The organism is Phenylobacterium sp. CCH9-H3, assembly GCF_001557235.1.
Taxonomy (GTDB): Bacteria; Pseudomonadota; Alphaproteobacteria; order Caulobacterales; family Caulobacteraceae; genus Phenylobacterium.
Map to the genome: position 1 here is coordinate 1 of NZ_LSJI01000104.1, position 14,233 is coordinate 14,233.

12 protein-coding genes are annotated in these 14,233 nt (G+C 67.5%); 3 read left to right on the forward strand and 9 right to left on the reverse strand.

Annotation, left to right across the window (positions count from 1 at the left end; genetic code table 11):
• The first annotated feature begins 201 nt into the window (after nt 1–201).
• On the forward strand, nt 202–1,146 hold the full coding sequence (locus AX721_RS10415; protein ID WP_068875955.1) for an HNH endonuclease: 945 nt from the start codon (nt 202–204) through the stop codon (nt 1,144–1,146).
• An 8-nt stretch (nt 1,147–1,154) separates the two neighbouring features.
• Here the strand turns inward: AX721_RS10415 and AX721_RS26795 are convergent, their stop codons facing one another.
• From AX721_RS26795 to AX721_RS10425, 3 genes are all read right to left on the reverse strand, one after another.
• A complete protein-coding gene (locus AX721_RS26795; RefSeq protein WP_197422531.1) occupies nt 1,155–1,928 on the reverse strand; it encodes a toll/interleukin-1 receptor domain-containing protein in 774 nt (257 codons plus the stop codon).
• A 182-nt stretch (nt 1,929–2,110) separates the two neighbouring features.
• On the reverse strand, nt 2,111–2,854 hold the full coding sequence (locus tag AX721_RS28750; RefSeq protein ID WP_369807899.1) for a hypothetical protein: 744 nt from the start codon (nt 2,852–2,854) through the stop codon (nt 2,111–2,113).
• A gap of 73 nt (nt 2,855–2,927) precedes the next feature.
• Entirely contained in the window at nt 2,928–3,971 is a 1,044-nt protein-coding gene (locus AX721_RS10425) for a ribonucleotide-diphosphate reductase subunit beta (protein ID WP_068875964.1), read from the reverse strand.
• A 130-nt stretch (nt 3,972–4,101) separates the two neighbouring features.
• On the opposite strand from AX721_RS10425, the gene AX721_RS10430 reads away from it, so the two are divergent.
• A complete protein-coding gene (locus AX721_RS10430; RefSeq protein ID WP_068875957.1) occupies nt 4,102–4,764 on the forward strand; it encodes a glutathione S-transferase family protein in 663 nt (220 codons plus the stop codon).
• Here the strand turns inward: AX721_RS10430 and AX721_RS10435 are convergent.
• The 4 genes from AX721_RS10435 to putA all read right to left on the reverse strand — a co-directional run bounded on the left by AX721_RS10435 (nt 4,761) and on the right by putA (nt 12,634).
• Entirely contained in the window at nt 4,761–5,504 is a 744-nt protein-coding gene (locus tag AX721_RS10435; RefSeq protein ID WP_068875958.1) for a lipid A-modifier LpxR family protein, read from the reverse strand. The two genes, AX721_RS10430 and AX721_RS10435, sit on opposite strands and share 4 nt — an antisense overlap.
• Nucleotides 5,505–5,621: 117 nt before the next feature.
• A complete protein-coding gene (locus tag AX721_RS10440; protein WP_068875959.1) occupies nt 5,622–7,478 on the reverse strand; it encodes a ribonucleoside-diphosphate reductase subunit alpha in 1,857 nt (618 codons plus the stop codon).
• Nucleotides 7,479–7,702: 224 nt separating this feature from the next.
• The gene (locus AX721_RS10445) at nt 7,703–9,484 is read right to left on the reverse strand and encodes an SLC13 family permease (protein WP_068875960.1); all 1,782 of its coding nucleotides are present in this window, start codon (nt 9,482–9,484) and stop codon (nt 7,703–7,705) included.
• 54 nt (nt 9,485–9,538) lie between these two features.
• The gene (gene putA, locus AX721_RS10450) at nt 9,539–12,634 is read right to left on the reverse strand and encodes a bifunctional proline dehydrogenase/L-glutamate gamma-semialdehyde dehydrogenase PutA (protein WP_068875961.1); all 3,096 of its coding nucleotides are present in this window, start codon (nt 12,632–12,634) and stop codon (nt 9,539–9,541) included.
• A gap of 102 nt (nt 12,635–12,736) precedes the next feature.
• Here putA and AX721_RS10455 point away from each other — a divergent pair, with 102 nt between their 5' ends.
• Nucleotides 12,737–13,207 (forward strand): winged helix-turn-helix transcriptional regulator, encoded by a 471-nt coding sequence (locus AX721_RS10455; protein WP_068875962.1) that lies wholly within the window; start codon nt 12,737–12,739, stop codon nt 13,205–13,207.
• 44 nt (nt 13,208–13,251) lie between these two features.
• Here the strand turns inward: AX721_RS10455 and AX721_RS10460 are convergent, their stop codons facing one another.
• Together AX721_RS10460 and AX721_RS10465 are read right to left on the reverse strand one after the other, a co-directional pair.
• Nucleotides 13,252–13,656: an endonuclease domain-containing protein gene (locus tag AX721_RS10460; protein WP_068875963.1), complete on the reverse strand. Its 405-nt coding sequence runs from the start codon at nt 13,654–13,656 to the stop codon at nt 13,252–13,254.
• 207 nt (nt 13,657–13,863) lie between these two features.
• Nucleotides 13,864–14,233: OmpA family protein (locus AX721_RS10465; RefSeq protein WP_156467114.1), on the reverse strand; the 370-nt coding region annotated here is incomplete at its 5' end.

Below are 14,233 nucleotides of genomic sequence, written 5' to 3' on the forward strand. Positions count from 1 at the left end.
CCGCCCGCCGAGGCCGCAGGCCGAAGAGCGGGGGGTGGAGGGGGCGAGCAGGTGGCAAGGCGGCGCAGCCGCGAGGCTAGGTATCGTGGCCCTGATACCCAGCGACCGGAAGCACAGATGTCGAAGCGGCCGGCTCCCTTCGAGCGAGAGCTTCAAACACCGGCGATTGACGCGACCCTTGGGTGAAGCTCCAGTGGGGCGATGAAGGCGGTTTTCGATACCAAGCCGAACTCCGGCTACGACGACGAAATCGTCCGCCGCTACCACTTCCCGACCCAGAGCAACTACATCGCCGCAGCCGAATCCGCGCTCGGCGACTGGATCATCTACCGGGAACCCCAACGCAATCGCGGCCGCCGCGCCTACATCGCCGTCGCCAGGGTCTTGGGAATCGAACCCGACCCTCGCCGCCCCAACCACGCCTATGCGATTATCGGCGACTACCTGCCGTTCGATCGCCCCGTCCTGTTCGCCGCCGCGCCGTATGGCGGCGGGGGATACTGGGAAGCACCCCTTCGCGCGGTGGAGGACCCCGGCCGCATCGGGGCCAGCCTGCAAGGCAAGGCGATGCGCCCCTTGGCCGACGCCGACTTCGCAGCCATCGTCGCCGCCGGCCTCTCCGAAACCCTGGCGCCCGAGAACGCTGTCCGCCTGGGCCTTACGGACCCTGCGATGGGGATGGCGGAGGTCTCGCGGCCCTTCGAGCACCACGGCGCGACGCCTGGCCTCGACCAGGTGCGGCGCATCGAACAGATGCTGGTCAATCGCAAAATCCGCGACGCCAACTTCCGCCGCCAGGTCTGTGAGGCCTACGACGACCGCTGCGCCGTCACCGGCCTGCGGATCATCAACGGCGGCGGCCGATCCGAGGTTCAGGCCGCCCACATCTGGGGCGTGGGCCAGGGCGGCCCCGATGTCGTCCAAAACGGCATCGCCTTGTCGGGCACGGTCCACTGGCTATTCGACCGACACCTGATCTCACTGACCCCCGAATACCGCCTCCTCGTCTCGCACAACAAGGTCCCGGCCGAGCTGCGGGTTCTCTTCGAACGCCAGATGGACCGGATTCATCTGCCGAACGACGAGCGGCTGTGGCCCCATCCGACCTACGTGGAGAAGCACCGGGAGGGGTTCATGGCGGCGTGAGGGGTTCGCTAGCCGTCGCGAGTGGGATTCTCATTGCGTTTCACGGCATCCCTGAACCGATCACGCACTACAATCAGCTCCTTCACGATGGCGTCGCTGGAAGACGATGCCGTGCTCAGCGCTAAACGACCTGCCAGCGAAGGGGCATGCTTTTCGACATCATCCTGGGTGAGTCGATGCCAAATTGGGAGAAGGCGGCCTCGGCCCGAGAGGTCACGCTGAATTATCCCGTCGAGCTCGTAGTTAGGCCAAGGACGAGAAAAGAAGTTGGGTGAAAGCACGACGACACCGAAGTACGCACTCCGCAGACCTTCGTCGATTTTTTGGCGGATCGGATCACCCCAAACCAGCGCGAAGTTGTCGTACCAAACGCGCAATCCAGCAGACTCCGCCTTGCGAACGAAGCCGTCGACAAACTCCTCTTTGTCCGCCCAGGCATGAGATATGAAGAAGTCGTAGGGCTCGGTTTCACCATATGCCGCAGAGACCTCGAATGGCACTGTGCGCGAAGCTTGGCTTTCGATCTGAGCCGCGATTTGCGCCTCAAGATTCGCTACCCTGGCTTCGTAGTCGTCGCGTAGCTTGCTGTTGGCATCGGCTAGCGCCCTACGGGCACGCTCATCGTCCCGGTGCCGCTTTTCATCGGCGGCCCGAGCGGCCGAGCGTTCTGCTGACTCTGCTCGGGAAATGCGTTCTTGAAGCCGAGCGGCTTCCTGGCTCTTGCGAGCGATGTCATTTGCAAGACGCGAACGGCTCGCCTGAGCCCGTTCGACATTCTGCATTTCCCGATTCACAGTGCTTAGATAGCTTGAAACGCTTGAAGAGCTGGTCGCCCTGCGAGCTTGATCTCCGGCCGCGTTCGCCCGTTTCGTAGCACCAGCTTCCTTCTGCAGCTCGATTGCCTCTCTCGACCTGAGTTCGCTTATCTCCTTGGTGAGCCTTATCAGTGAGGCCCGATCTATGCTTAAGGACATAGCAAGGCCTTCAATCGACTGAGGTGGACACCAGCGCCGCACGACGGAGCTGATCGTAGTCGTGATCCAAGTGACCCCGGCGAATTTTGCGCCGCCCCAACAAGAAGAACATTTCTGGGACCAAGGGGCTCGTCGCGCGCACCTTGTCCACCCGTCGCGAGGTCTGCAGCGTCGAGATCCTCAGCGAGGGCCTGCGGATCGCTGACGGTGTAGCGGCCGCCGCCATTCGTGTCGCAAATCCAGTAACGGCCATCTTCAAGGAGGAATGCTGGGACTACCTCAATCGTAATAGTATCGAATGCGACCACTATCACTTGGCCATCGGCCCGAAGGCTGGTCCTTGTGAAGGTCTGGGCAAGCACGCCCTTAACTTCCTGCAGCAACTGGGACTGCCGATTGCCATCTCGTTGCTCAAACCGGACGTAAACCTCGTAGGGCAACACGAAGATCAGGTCGATGTCACCTGAAGGGCGCACTCGCGTCTGCCGGCCCCAGGAGCCTGCCAGGACCGCATGGCAGGTCCAATCGGTTACCCCGTAATACGCGCGATGGAGGGACGCGGTGACACTTTCAACCTTCTTTTGGCCGTCTTGAAGTTGGTTCGGCAAGATACCTATCGCTTCAAGCAGGGCGTCAAATCGGCGCCGAACATGGATCCAGCGAAGGGGACGGGTGACCGCAGCGGGCGGGGGATAACCCGCGGGAAGGCCGTGGGCCATGGTCAAGTATGACATGGTCGGGCCGGCAACTCGTCCCAGCCCGGCGAGTTCGAGCGCGGCCTGCGTCCAGGGATAGGTCAATTTGCCCCTACTCCCCCGCCACCAGCCCCTCGGCGCGCTTCGCCTGCATCTTGTCGAACTCGGCCCACACCCCGGCGTCGCCGTGCCACTGCCCGCGGGTGGCGGCCTTGGAGTATTCGGTGCTGCGGGCCTCGAAGAAGTTGGCGTGCTCGACGCCGCTCAGCATGCTCTGCAGCCAGGGCAGCGGGTTTTCCTTGGCCGCATAGACCTCGGGCAGGCCCAGCTGGCGCAGGCGCCAGTCGGCGATGAAGCGGATGTACTTCTTGATGTCGTCGGGCGTCATGCCCTGCACTTCGCCGGCTTCGAACGCCAGATCGATGAACTTGTCCTCCAGACCGACGACGGTCTTGCAACAATCGACGATATCGTCGGCCACGCTCTTGGTGACGGCGCCCGTCTCCTTGTTGAAGGCGTGGTACAGCTTGACGATGCCTTCGCAGTGCAGGCTCTCGTCGCGCACCGACCAGCTGACGATCTGGCCCATGCCCTTCATCTTGTTGTGGCGCGGGAAGTTCATCAGCATGGCGAAGCTGGCGAACAGCTGCAGCCCCTCGGTAAATCCGCCGAACATGGCCAGCGTTCTGGCGATATCGGCGTTCGTTTCGACGCCGAACTGCTGCATGTAGTCGTGCTTGTCGCGCATGGCCTGGTAGTCCAGGAACGCGGTGAACTCGGCGTCCGGCATGCCGATCGTCTCGAGCAGCAGGGCGTAGGCGGCGATGTGGATCGTCTCCATGTTGGAGAACGCCGCCAGCATCATCTTCACCTCGGTGGGTTTGAAGACGCGGCTGTACCGCTCCATGTAGTTGTCGTTCACCTCGACGTCCGACTGGGTGAAGAAGCGGAAGATCTGGGTGAGGAGGTTGCGCTCCTTGTCGTTCAGCTTGGAGGCCCAGTCCTTGAGGTCCTCGCCCAGCGGCACTTCTTCCGGCATCCAGTGGACCTGCTGCTGCTTCTTCCAGAAGTCGTAGGCCCACGGATAGCGGAACGGCTTGTAGGCGTAGGAGGGCGTGAGGAGCCCCGGCAGGTTGCGGACGTTGGACGTGGTCATGAACTTGGCCCTGCGACGAATCAGGAGCACGCGCTTCCCGTTAATGGAAAGGTAAGCCTGAACCGCGCCGGGCGGCAGGGGTAAGTTGCGCGCAGGCGGGGATATCTTTCCCATGGATTGTGGATAGACGATGGCCGACCACTACATCTTGTATTCCGCGGCGGGGTCCGGCGGGGTGGCCGTGGAGGCGGCCCTGGCGCTGATCGGCGCGCCGCACGAGGTGGTCGAGGCGCCGACCTACGATCCGGACCAGCGGGCGGACGGCGACCGGGTGCTGGCCGCCAATCCCCTGCGTCAGGTCCCGGCCCTCCTCACCCCCGGCGGCGAGGCGCTGACCGAGAGCGCGGCGATCCTCACCTGGCTGGCCGAGCAGCACCCGCAGGCGGGGCTGGCGCCGGCGGCCGGCGATCCGACGCGGGGCGCCTTCCTGCGCTGGATGGCCTTCGTCTCCTCGGCGATCTACGCCCACTACTGGCTGAAGGACGATCCCTCGCGCCTCGTGTCCGATCCCGCCCTGCACGCCGACGTGGACCGGCGGATCCAGGACCGCATCTCGGACTGCTGGGCGGTGATGGAGGCGGGGCTGGCGCCCGGCCGCTATCTCCTGGGTGACCGGCTCACCGTGCTCGACCTCTATGTCACCGTGGTCAGCCGGTTCCGGCCGCGGCGGCAGCGGTTCTACGCGGCGGCGCCGCGCATGGGCGAGGTGGTCCGCCGGCTGGACGCCGACCCGCGGCTCGCCGACCTGTGGGCGCGGCGGTATCCGTTCGAGGCGGGCTGGGACCGGCTCTAGCGGCCGGTGGGTTTCAGCGAGAAGGTGAAGGCGGCCACCGTGTCGTCACGGGTCTGCTGGCCGAACACCATGTGGCGGCCCTTCACCTCGCGGTGGATGACGCCGAACGAGGACTGGACGTCGCCCTTGCGCCAGCCGACCCCCACCTGGGCGTCGCCGACCAGGGCGCCGGAGGCGTCCGTGCTCCAGCCGGCCCGGTCCCAGCCGTCCTCGCCGCGCAGCATGTTGAGGCCCACCGCCCGGCCGCTGGCCGCGGCGAACAGGTACCAGCGGCCCTTGTCGCCGAAGCTGGCGCCGTCCTTGACGCCCAGGTCGCGCAGCTGCTCCAGCGCCCGCTCGCCGCGGGACTTCGAGATGGTCAGGGTGGCGCCGCCCTCGGCCTGGGTCCCGGCGCTGGAGACGCCGAAGCCGGCGTGGGGGGCCAGGTCGAACGCCAGGCCGTCGGAATCGAAGCTGACCGCCTTCGGCCAGCTGCGGACCAGGGTCAGGTCGTACCGGTCCCTACCGGGGGCCAGGCCCGGCAGGCGAATGCTGCTGCCGACATGGATGCGCAGGGAGTCCACCGGACCGTCGTCCCGTCCCGGCAGCCTGACCTCGCTGGACGTCCAGGTCACCGCCGCCGCCGAGGTCTCGGCGAACGCAGCCTCCTTCAGAGCGGCGTGATCCGAAGTCTGCGCGAGGGCGCCGCCGGCGCAGGCCGCCAGCCCCGACGCGATGGCAAAATGCGTCAGCAAACGCATCCGCTACTCCCACCCCACGTCCGTGCAACGTGGTCCCCGCAGGCATAGTTGGCCGGGCGCGCCGGGCCGGCAAGCGCAAAAGCGCCGCAGGCGAACTAAGGCAGCCTTAGTGCCCGCTCACTGGCAGGCGAGGCATTCCTCGTAGTCGGTCCTGCCTTCCGCCTGGACGACCGCCGCCAGTTCCTCGCCCCCCGCGTGGCTGGCCCGCTGAACCGACTTGGAACGCAGATAATACAAGGACTTACATCCGCGCTCCCAGGCCTGCCAGTGGAGCATGTGCAGGTCCCACTTATCCACGTCACCGGGCAGGAACAGGTTCACCGACTGCGACTGGCAGATGTCGGGCGTGCGGTCCGCCGCCAGTTCCACCACCCAGCGCTGGTCGATCTCGAAGGCCGTCTTGTAGACGTCCTTCTCGTCCTGGCTGAGAAAGTCGAGGTGCTGAACAGAGCCCTCATTCTGCAGGATGGTGTCCCAGGTCTCAACGTTGTTCCGCCCCTTCTCGTCGAGCAGGCGCTCGAGATAGGGGTTCCGCACCGCGAAAGTCCCCGACAGGGTCTTGTGGGTGTAGATGTTGGCCGGGATCGGCTCGATGCCCGCGCTGGTGCCGCCGCAGATGATCGAGATCGAGGCGGTGGGGGCGATGGCCAGCTTGTGGCTGAACCGCTCCATCACGTTGCGCTCGGCCGCATCCGGGCAGGGGCCGCGCTCGGCGGCCAGCTTGCGCGAGGCCGCGTCGCACTGGCGGCGCAGGGTCTTGAAGAGCCGCATGTTCCAGCTCTTGGCCATGGCGCTCTCGAACGGGACGTTCTGGGCCTGCAGGAACGAGTGGAAGCCCATGAGGCCCAGGCCGACCGACCGCTCCCGGCGGGCGGCGTAGACCGCGTGCTTCATCTCGGGCGGCGCCCGGTTGATGAAGTCCTCCAGCACGTTGTCGAGGAAGCGCATGACGTCCTCGATGAACGTCGGATGGTCGCGCCACTCCAGGAAGGTCTCGGCGTTGACCGAGCTCAGGCAGCAGACGGCCGTCCGCTCCAGCCCCTGATGGTCCTTGCCCGTGTGCAGCATGATCTCGGAGCACAGGTTCGACTGGCGCACCGACAGGCCGAGCTCGCGCTGGTGCTGCGGCATGGCCCGGTTCACCGTGTCGGAGAAGATCAGGTAGGGCTCGCCGGTCTGCAGGCGGATCTCGAGGATCTTCTGCCAGAGCGAGCGGGCGTCGACCTCGCGGATCACCTCGTCGGTCTTCGGCGAGCGCAGGCCGAACATGGCGCCGTCGCGGACAGCCTCCATGAACTCGTCGCTGATCGAGATGCCGTGGTGCAGGTTCAGGGACTTGCGGTTGAAGTCACCCGACGGCTTCCGGATCTCGAGGAACTCCTCGATCTCGGGGTGATGGACGTCGAGGTAGACGGCCGCCGAGCCGCGGCGAAGCGAACCCTGGCTGATCGCCAGCGTCAGGCTATCCATCACGCGGATGAAGGGGATGATGCCGCTGGTCTGGCCGGCGCCCTTCACCTTCTCGCCGATGGAGCGGACACCGCCCCAGTAGGTGCCGATGCCGCCGCCATTGGAGGCCAGGGCCACGTTCTCGTTCCAGACGCCCTGGATGCCTTCCAGGTTGTCCGGCACGGCGTTGAGGAAGCAGGAGATCGGCAGGCCGCGGTTCGCGCCGCCGTTCGACAGGACCGGCGTGGCGGGCATGAACCACAGGCGCGAGATGTAGTCGTAGATCCGCTGGGCGTGGTCGGCGTCGTCGGCATAGGCCGTGGCCACGCGGGCGAACATGTCCTGGTAGCTTTCCCCCGGCAGGAGGTAGCGGTCCTCCAGCGTGGTCTTGCCGAAATCGGTCAGCAGCGCATCGCGCGAGCGATCCACCTCGACCTTGCGGACAAGCTGAAGCTGCGGACGCGCCGCGGTCGACGCAACCCGTTCAGAAGTCTCGGCAATCCCAACTTTCGCCGCTTCGCTCATGTGCCTGCCTAAGCCCCTCGAAGGAAGACGCACCCGCCTTCCGCCCTACATCTTGTGGTCCAACCCCCGAACCAGCCCACATATAGCGACACAGGCCGGCCAGACTCGTCAATGAGGCGGGTTCGCCGCACACAGACTTTTTCGCTAACGAGGCCTTAACGCCGGGGCGGGGGCTCTCGGGGGCCCGGGTTAATGGCGTCGCCGATTCACGACACTGTGAACACCTAGGAGGTCAGGGGCCAGACGAGCGCGATGAGGGCCGTTCCGACGACGAGGACGATCAGCGTCAGCGGCGCTCCCAACCTCGGGTAGTCGATGAAGCGGTAGCCGCCCGGCGCCATGACCAGCGTGTTGCACTGGTGGCCGATCGGCGTGAGGAAGTCGCAGGCGGCGCCCAGGGCCACCGCCATGAGGAACGGATCCGGCTGCAGCCCCAGCAGCTTGGCGAGGCTGGCCCCGATGGGCGCTACGATCAGCACGGTGGCGGCGTTGTTCAGGAAGGGCGTCGCCGCCATCGCCACGGCCATCACCGCCGCCAGGGCCAGAATGGGCGCCTGGCCACGGAACACGTCGGCCAAGGCCTGGGCGATGAGGTCGGCGCCGCCAGTGGCGCGGATCGCGTCGCTGACCGGGATCAGGCAGGCGATCAGCACCAGGAGCGGGCCGTCCAGGGCCGCGTAGGCTTCCCGCATGCGGATCGCGCCGATAGCCACCATGAGGGCGGCCGCCCCGAAGAAGGCGATGGCGACCGGGGCGATCTTCAGCGCCACCAGCACCATGGCCGCGCCCAGGATCAGCGCAGGCGCGACGGCGTGACGGATGCCGCCCAGACGCACCTCGCGTTCCGCCAGCGGCAGCAGGCCCAGGGTCTTCAGGACGCCCGGCAAGGCGCGCTCGGCGCCCTGCAGCACCACCACGTCGCCGGCGCGCAGGCGCAGCGTCCGCAAGGCGCTGGTCACCCGATAGCCCGCGCGGCTGACGGCCAGAAGGTTCACGCCGTGGGTGGTGTGCAGATCCTCCTGCTTGGCCGAGCGGCCGACCATCATCGAGTCCGGCCCGACGATGGCCTCGACGATCCGGACTTCCTCGGTGGGCTCCTCCATGGCGATGGGGCGGTCGGAGCGCGTCAGGCGCAGTTTCAGCCGTGCGATCAGGTCGTCCAGCGCCTGGTGGTCGCCTTCCAGCAGGAGCATGTCGCCTGGCCGGATGCGGGTGTTCGGATGGGGCGAAGCCTGGCGCTTGCCGTCGCGCAGCAGCGCCATCACCTGGACGTCGCCGTTGGCCAGGCGGCCCAGCTTGCCCACGGTGGTGCGCGCGGTATCCCAATGGCCGGGAACCTCGACCTCGGTGACATAGGGGTTGGCCGCCAGGGCGGCCTCCATCGCCTCGGGCACGGGCCGCGACCTGGGCAGCAGGCGGTAGCCGAAGGCCAGGAAGACGAGGCCGACCGCCGTGACGCCGAGCCCCACGGGGGCGTAGTCGTACATCTCGAACGGCCGCCCCAGGATGTCGTTGCGCACCTGGGAAACGATGATGTTCGGGGAGGTGCCCACCAGGGTGACGGTGCCGCCGAGGAGGGCGCCGAAGGACATCGGCATCAGGAGGCGGGAAGGTGACGTACCCGTCCGTTTCGCCACGGAGAGGGCGATGGGCATCATGATGGCCAGGGCGCCGACGTTCTTGGTCACCATGGACAGGACCGTCACCGCCCCCGCGAACAGCATCACCTGGGACGTGGCGCCCTTCAGATGCGGCAGCAGGGGCCGCAGGACCAGCTCGACCACCCCGGACTTGGCGAAGGCCGCGCTGACGATCAGGGCGCAGGCGATGATGACGGTGATGTCGTTCTTGAATCCGTCGAAGGCCGAGCTGGCCGGGACGATGTTCAATGTCACGCCGATCAGCAGCGCCAGGACCGCGATCACGTCATAGCGCCACCGCCCCCAGATGAAGGCGACGATGGTCGCGCCCATCAGCCCGAAGGCCAGGGCTTGTTGCAGCGTCATGAAGTCCCTCGACGAACGTCCTTGGGACCTACAACGCGAGCGGGGCCATAAGGATCAGGCGTCCAGGTTGAGAAGAGCCGGATCGCCGCCTTGGGCGGTGATGTTGACGCTGACGGCCCGTTCCACCGCATAGCGCAGCAGGGCGTGGGGCCCGCCTGCCTTGGGCCCCGTGCCCGACAGCCCCTCGCCGCCGAAGGGCTGGACGCCGACCACGGCCCCGATCATCGAGCGGTTGACATAGGCGTTGCCGGCCGGGACCGCCTGCTGCACCTCTTCGGCGAAGGCCTCGATGCGGCTGTGAACGCCCAGGGTCAGGCCATAGCGGGCCTGCACCAGGGGGGCGGCGGCTTGCTCCAGGCGGGTCGGATCGTACCGCACCACGTGCAGGATCGGGCCGAACACCTCCTTCTGCAGGAACGACGCATCGGGAATCTCGGCCAGGGTCGGGGCGAAGAAATGGCCGCCCGCCGGGACCTCCAGGCGGCCCAGCACCTTGGCCTCGCGCCCCAGCTTCTCCGCATGCGCTTCCAGCGCAGCCAGGGCCTCGGCGTCGATCACCGGTCCGATATCGGTGCCCGGATCGGCGGGGTCGCCCACCACCAGGGTCTGCATGGCGCCCTTGAGCCCTTCGATGATCAGGTCGGCGGTGTCGTGCGGCACGAACAGCAGCCGCAGCGCCGAGCAGCGCTGGCCCGCCGAGCCGAAGCCCGACAGCAGCACATCGTCCAGCACCTGTTCGCGCAGGGCCGTGGTGTCGACGAACATGGCGTTCAGCCCGCCCGTCTCGGCGATGAAGGGCACGATCGGCCCCTGGCGGGCCGCGAGGGTGCGGTTGATCGCCCAGGCGGTGTCGGTGCCGCCCGTGAACGCCACGCCGTCGCAGCCGGGGTGCGCCGTCAGCGCCGCCCCGACCGTCGCCCCGTCGCCGGGCAGCAGGTGCAGCAGGTCGGCGGGCACGCCGGCGGCATGGAACAGCTTCACCGCCTCGGTGGCGATGATCGGCGTCTGTTCGGCCGGCTTGGCCAGCACGCCGTTCCCCGCCGCCAGGGCCGCGGCGATCTGCCCGGTGAAGATGGCCAGCGGGAAGTTCCAGGGGCTGATGCAGACGAAGACGCCGCGGCCGTGCAGGCTGAGCTGGTTGGTCTCGCCCACGGGCCCGCGCATCGTATCGGGCTGGGCGAACTGGCGCTCGGCCAGGTACGCGTAATAGCGGCAGAAGTCGGCCGCCTCGCGCACCTCGGCGATGGCGTCGGCCAGGGTCTTGCCGGCCTCGCGCACGCAGATTGCGATCAGGCGGTCGCGCTCGGCCTCCAGCGCCTCGCCCATGGCGCGCAGCACCTTGGCTCGCCCCTCGCCGCCCAGGCGGTCCCAGGGCTTCTGGGCCAGCCTGGCGGCGGCGAACGCTTGGTCCACGTTAGCCGTGGAAGCTGACCACGACTGGCCGATTTTGAGGGAAAGGACGCTGGGCGAGACCACCGGCTGCCCGGCGCCCTCCTTCACCAGGCGGCCCGAGACGATCGGCGCGGCCTCCAGCATCTCCTCGTCCAGCCGCGTGATGGCGGCGGTCAGGCCGTCGCGCACCGCCTGGATGGACAGGTCCAGGCCGCCGGAGTTTCGCCGGCCGGGGCCGTAGAGGTCGCGCGGCAGGGGAATGCGCGGATGGGGGCCGGCGCCCGCCGCCTCCACCGCGGTGATCGGGTCGACCACCACCTTGGACACCGGGGTCTTCTCGTCCAGCAGGGCGTGCACGAACGAGGTGTTGGCGCCGTTCTCCAGCAGGCGGCGCACCAGGTACGGCAAGAGGTCCTCGTGGCTGCCGACCGGGGCGTAGACCCGCAGCGGGAAGTCGCCGTATCGATCCTTGGCCGCGCCGTAGAGCGCCTCGCCCATGCCATGCAGGCGCTGGAATTCGGGCGACAGGCCCAGCTGGCTGGCCATCAGGCGCACGGCCGCGAGGGTGTGCGCGTTGTGGGTGGCGAATTGGCCGTAGAGGTGCGGCGCCGCGCCCAGCAGCGCCCGGGCGCAGACCAGGTAGCTGACGTCGGTGGCGGCCTTGGTGGTGTAGACGGGATAGCCTTCGAGTCCCGCCACCTGGGCGCGCTTGATCTCGGAATCCCAATAGGCGCCCTTCACCAGCCGCACCATCAGCCGGCGACCGCTGGCCCGGGCGATGCCGGCCACGGCCTCGATCGTACGGGGCCCACGCTTCTGGTAGGCCTGCACCGCCAGGCCGAGGCCCCGCCAGTCGCCCAGCGAAGGCTCGCGGGACAGTCGGTCCAACAGCTCCAGCGAGATGGCCAGGCGGTCGGCCTCCTCGGCGTCCAGGGTGAAATTGACGTCCGCCTCCGCCGCGATCTGCGCCAGGCGGACGATGCGCGGGTAGAGGTCGGCGAACACCCGCTCGGCCTGACGCGCCTCGTAGCGAGGCGACAGGGCCGACAGCTTCACCGAGACGCCATGACCGCGCTCGGGCCCCTGCCCCTTGGCGTGCCGCGCCACGGCGCGGATGGCGTCGGCATAGGCGGCCTCATAACGGTCGGCGTCGGCGTCGGTGCGCGCGCCTTCGCCCAACATGTCGAAGGAACAGACGAAACCGTCGGCCCCGGCCCGCCGGATCGCCTTCTCGATGGTGGAGCCCAGGACGAACTGCTCGCCCATGATCCGGACCGCCGCGCCCACCGCTTTGCGGATCACCGGCTCGCCCAGCCGCCCGGCCAGGCGCTTGATGAAGCCGGAGAGGTCGTTGCGGGCCTCCTCGTCGGGGTCGATGATCTTGCCCGTGAGCATCAGGCTCCAGGTGGAGGCGTTCACCAGCAGGCTGTCGGACCGGCCCGCGTGGCTGGCCCAGTCGGCCGAGGCGATCTTCTCGGCGATCAGCCGGTCACGAGTCTCTTCGTCGGGCGTCCGCAGCAGAGCCTCGGCCAGGCACATGAGCGCCAGGCCCTCGCGCGTCGATAGGCTGAATTCCTGCAGGAAGCTCTCCACCACGCCCTGGCGGTCGGCGGTCCTGCGCGCGGCGCGGACCAGGGCCTCGGCCTCGACGCGCACCGCCTCGCGGTCCTGCTGGCTCAGGGGCTTGGCGGCCAGGATGGCGGCGAGCGTCGCGCGCTCGTCGGCGAACTTGTCCTGGTCCAGGTGATCGAACGCCATCCGAAGCTCCATCTGCAAGGATGAACGGCATAATCGACGGCAGAACGAATGTGCTACGATAGATTGCCACATCCGCCGAAGGATTCACGCTCGGAGCGCCACATGTCGAATAGTCTACGCTTGGACGACACGGATCGGCGCCTGCTCCGGACGTTGCAGGCGGACGGGCGGATCAGCAACGCCGAACTGGCCGAGCGCTGCAATCTCTCGGCCTCGGCCTGCTCGGACCGGGTCCGGCGGCTGCGGGAGAGCGGCTACATCACCGGCTTCGCCGCGCTGGTGGATCCGGAGAAGGTGGAGCGGGGGGTGCTGATCTTCGTCGAGGTGGTCCTGGACCGAACCACGCCGGAGGTCTTCGACACCTTCGCCGCCGCGGCCCGCCGGGCGCCCGACGTTCTGGAATGCCACATGGTGGCTGGCGGCTTCGATTATCTGATCAAGTCCCGCGTCCGCGACCTGGCCGCCTGGCGCAAGTTCCTCGAGGACGTCCTGGTGCGCATCCCCGGCGTCCGCGAGACGCGCACCTATGCCGTCTTGGAAGAGGTCAAGTCGACCACCCAGCTGCCGATCTAGGAGCCGTTCCCTCCCTTGATGGGGAGGGACAGACCGCGAAGCGGTCAGGGTGAGGGGGTGAGGATCGGGCTCGGCGCCTCAGTGCGGCCCTCCCCCTTCGCCCGCGGAATCTCCTCAAGCGCACAAGCAACCCGATCCATCACACTGCCAAGGTTCCGCCGCACCTCACCGGCCGTGAACCGCAACACCCGAAAGCCGTGCCGCTCGAGAATGCGATCCCGCACGGCATCATGCTCGGCCTGTCGCTCCTCGTTGTGCTGCCCGCCATCGACCTCGATCACCAACCGGTAGGACAGGCAGGCGAAGTCCAGGAAGTACCCGCGGAAGGGGAACTGCCGACGGAAGGCGAAGCCCTGCTCGCGCAGGCGTTTGAGGCGACTCCAGAGGATGACCTCCGGCTCGCTCATGTTCCGTCGCAGCTCGCGGGCGCGCAGGATCTCGGGTCTCATGAGTGAGAGTTATGTTCATGTTTTGTTCCGATCTTCAAGCGAAGGAATGGGGGGTGGGTAATCGCCGCCCGACTCCGGCCCGGTCTCCCTCACCCTGGCCGCGTTGCGGCCTGTCCCTCCCCATCAAGGGAGGGAAGTGGAGCTGCAAAGGAAAAGGGCCCGGCGTTTCCGCCGGGCCCTCAGCTTTAGTCGCTGTCTTGGATCGACTTAGAAGTTGATGTCGATCGTCGAGCGGCGGTTCAGCGGTTCCTTCACGCCGTCGCCGGTGGCGACCGCGGGCATGGTCTCGCCCTTCCAGTCGACAGACAGCGCCGACGAGTTCACCCCGGCGCCGACCAGCGCGTCGGCCACGGCCTTCGCACGGCGTTCCGACAGGCGGACGTTGTAGGTCGCCGAACCCGAGGTGTCGGCGTGACCCACGACGACCAGACGCGTGGCGTTGCCGCCCTGGGCGTAGTTGGCCGCGTCGGTGATCACCGCCTGGGCTTCCGGCGTGATCACGTACTGATCGAACGGGAAGTAGACGATGAACTGCTTGGCCTCATAGGCCGGCGCCGGCGGAGGCGGCGGCCTATGA